This is a genomic window from Chrysanthemum yellows phytoplasma (genome assembly GCF_000803325.1).
GTDB lineage: Bacteria > Bacillota_I > Bacilli_A > Acholeplasmatales > Acholeplasmataceae > Phytoplasma > Phytoplasma asteris.
Window position 1 is genome coordinate 1 of sequence record NZ_JSWH01000017.1, and the last position, 3,352, is coordinate 3,352.

Genomic DNA, 3,352 nt, shown 5'->3' on the forward strand with positions numbered 1-3,352 from the left:
AAATAATGAAAGAAACTATCCTTCAGGATAGTTTTTTTGTTTTTAAGATCTAAATATAAAAGCTAAGTATTCTTTTTTACATCCCAAATTAATTTGGTTTATGTTATGATAAAGGTAAATGATAAAATAATTTAGAACTTATTTCTTTGAAAAACCAAAATAATATAACATTACAAAAAAAATTAATAATAAACTACAATTAATTGTTTTTATATTGTTTAATCAATATTTAGATTGAAGGAAAAATTTTATGTCATCATATTATAATAGATTTTTGGCTTTATTCTTAAAACGCAATAAAACATTATCAAGCGATTTTTTCTCTCCTTTTTTATCCCAATTAACAAATAATATCACAAACCTAAAAAACATCCAAGAAAAAAACACAACCCCAAACATTATTACAAACAACCAAAACAAACAATTAAATCAAAGACTACAAACCCTAAATAACAAACACAATACCCAAACAAAACAATTACAAGAAAAATACCATCACATATTATTAAACATTTACGCACAAATAGAAAAACTCCAAACCAATAAAAAAACAATCCTCCAAAAATACAACTCACAACAACAAAAAACCCAAACTCTTTTAACCCAAGAACTTATTTATCAAAAAAACAAAAACAACGATAAAAACCTCCAATTAAAAGAAATCTTACAAAAAGAACTCAAGGAAATTACTAAAAAAAACAATCACAAAGAAACTACTCTTATAACTAATCTCAACAACAAAAATAACAACATTAATAATTTATTAATTCAAATTGAAAAAGACAAACAAAAATTAGAACTCAAAAACCAAAAACAAAACCAAGAATCAAAACAAAACTTTTATACTACTGATTTTAACCTCAATCAAAAAAACACCAATTTATTAAAACAACTAGAAACAACTCTTAATTTACAAGAAAAAGACAAAGGCAAATCAATTTGCATCTTAGAACAAATAAAGACTACAAAAAAACAAACTTATCAAAAAACCATTACCAAAACTCACAAACTATACCAAAATAAACTAAGTATAAACGACAAAAAACTAGACACCATCAAAGATGCTTACCAACAAGAAAAAACTATCATCCAAGCACAAATACAAGCTTTTTTTCTCCAAATAAGACCTTTTCCTTTTATAAATATACCAATTCTTTCCAATTACCAAATTGAAACATCCAAAAAAGCTCTTTTTTACAAACAACAAACAAACTGCCTTTCTTACCAAAACCAAAAATCTTTATGGAGCCAACAATATCACCTCATCAATCTTTTACACCAACAAGCAATTAATATGTGGCATTTAGAACACCACAAACAAAACAAATACAAACACATCTACCAACAAACCTTAGAAAAAATTTATCATCTCATCCACCAAAAAACAAATTATTTATTCTCCCAAAAAATAAACGGTATCAAAGAACAAATAAAAACAGTCCTTAACTTACATCTCCAAGAAACAGCTATCTTTGATAATCAAAAAGACTATCAAGAAACTTTCTTTGCTTATCAAAAAACTCTTTTAGCCTTACAACGTAAAAAAAACAATTACCAAATAGATTATCATTATCATTTCTTTGCAAAAAAACAAGAATTTGACCTTAAAACTAAAAGTATTGCCCTACAACTAAAATTAGAAAAAACCAAAATCCAACATTATTATTTAGAACAAACAACTACTTTAAAAAAAGAAATTAACAACTTCCAAACCCAATTAACACTTAATAAAATATTTCAAAAAGATGATTTTCTAACCTTCAAACTTACCCAAGAAAAAGAAAAACATCTCTTTTTACAAGACATCACCTTAATGCAAAAAGACATCTATTTATTATTACAAACCCAAAATATAGAACTTTTACAAACTTTAAATAATTTACTCAACACTTATCCATCTTGGCAAAAAGAAAGCACATTATTAGAACAAACTTTACAACAAATCCAATTACAAATTAATACTTTTACAAGTAATTATCAAACTAAAACTTGTCTTATCGAACAAATAATCTTAGACCAAATAAAAACCATAATTGAAACTAACTTATTTCCTATCATTCAAAAACAATTTAATCAAACAATTAATCTTTTACAAAAAAAACACCAATTAAACCAAACTAGCCTACAAAATAAAATTAATCTTAACGAACAAATAATAGCTTTTTATGACAAACAATTAACCTTTCTTAATCAAAAAATACACACTGACAAAAAGAAAGGAATACAAGGATTTTTTCACAAATACAAACAAAAAGGAACTGACCTATATCCCCTTTTATACCAAATCAAAACTCACAAAGAACGTTATGAAAAAATTATCAAAAACCTCACCACAAAAAAAGATAAAGCAACCAAAAAACACCAACATATTTTAGAAAAAACAACTAACAAACACCAAAAAAAAATCAACAAAACCAAACTTAAAATAACCAAACTTTTAACTTTATGGCACTATTTAAAACCTGCCTCCAAAAACATTGCTCTTACTCCTTTAATCAATTTCAAAATATCAAACAAATCTTTTTTTAATGCTTGCCAAAAAACAATCACAAATGTTATCCAAGATATTTTATTCTATAATAATTATCAAAAAAACATTTATCAATGTTTAAATACTTTACTCCAAGAACAAATAAAAAAAGAACAAAAATTAATTCAAACAACTACAAATACCACTAACACAACTAAACACCTTAACAAAGTTTTTTACAACCAAAATGAATTAATAAAAAATGTTATTAATGTTTCTTTGGAAAAAACATTTAAACAAAATCAAATATCTTTATTACAAGAAATTACTAAAACAATTAAATCCAAAGAAAAAAGTTTAACCCAAACAACTAATTTAATGAAAGAAAAATTAGGATTATTAAACGAAAATCTAAGTGATGCTCTTATCAATCTTAATTTATCATGGCAACAAACACAAAAAGAATTACGCCAAAAACTATCAAACCTCAAAAAAGAAGCTCTCCTCAATTTTGAAAAAAAAGACAAATTATTTTTCGAACATAAAAAAATAGCCATCAAACAAAAAAACAACCAAATCTTTAAACATTTCAACAAACAAAAAGAAAAAATATCCCAATCATTTACTCACAAACAAAAAGCTAATCACAAAAAAATAACCAAAATAGAAAAACAAATCAAAAAAACCAAAAAAAACTTACTTACTAAAATCAAACTAACTAATTTCCAAACCAAACTCAAAACTATATTTTTAAAATGGTCTTTTTTTTGGCAAAAACAAAAAGGAAAATTCAAAATAAAACATCACCAAAAACAAATTACCAAACAAATCAAAAAAACTATTGCCCTTGATAAACAAATTTCTTAAAGCAAAAAAATATTG

At 24.4% G+C, this 3,352-nt stretch carries 1 protein-coding gene; it reads left to right on the forward strand.

Annotated features, from left to right (window positions below; genetic code table 11):
• Window positions 1-250 precede the first annotated feature (250 nt).
• Window positions 251-3,337 (forward strand): hypothetical protein, encoded by a 3,087-nt coding sequence (locus tag OL66_RS00370; protein WP_034172020.1) that lies wholly within the window; start codon window positions 251-253, stop codon window positions 3,335-3,337.
• Window positions 3,338-3,352: the final 15 nt, after the last annotated feature.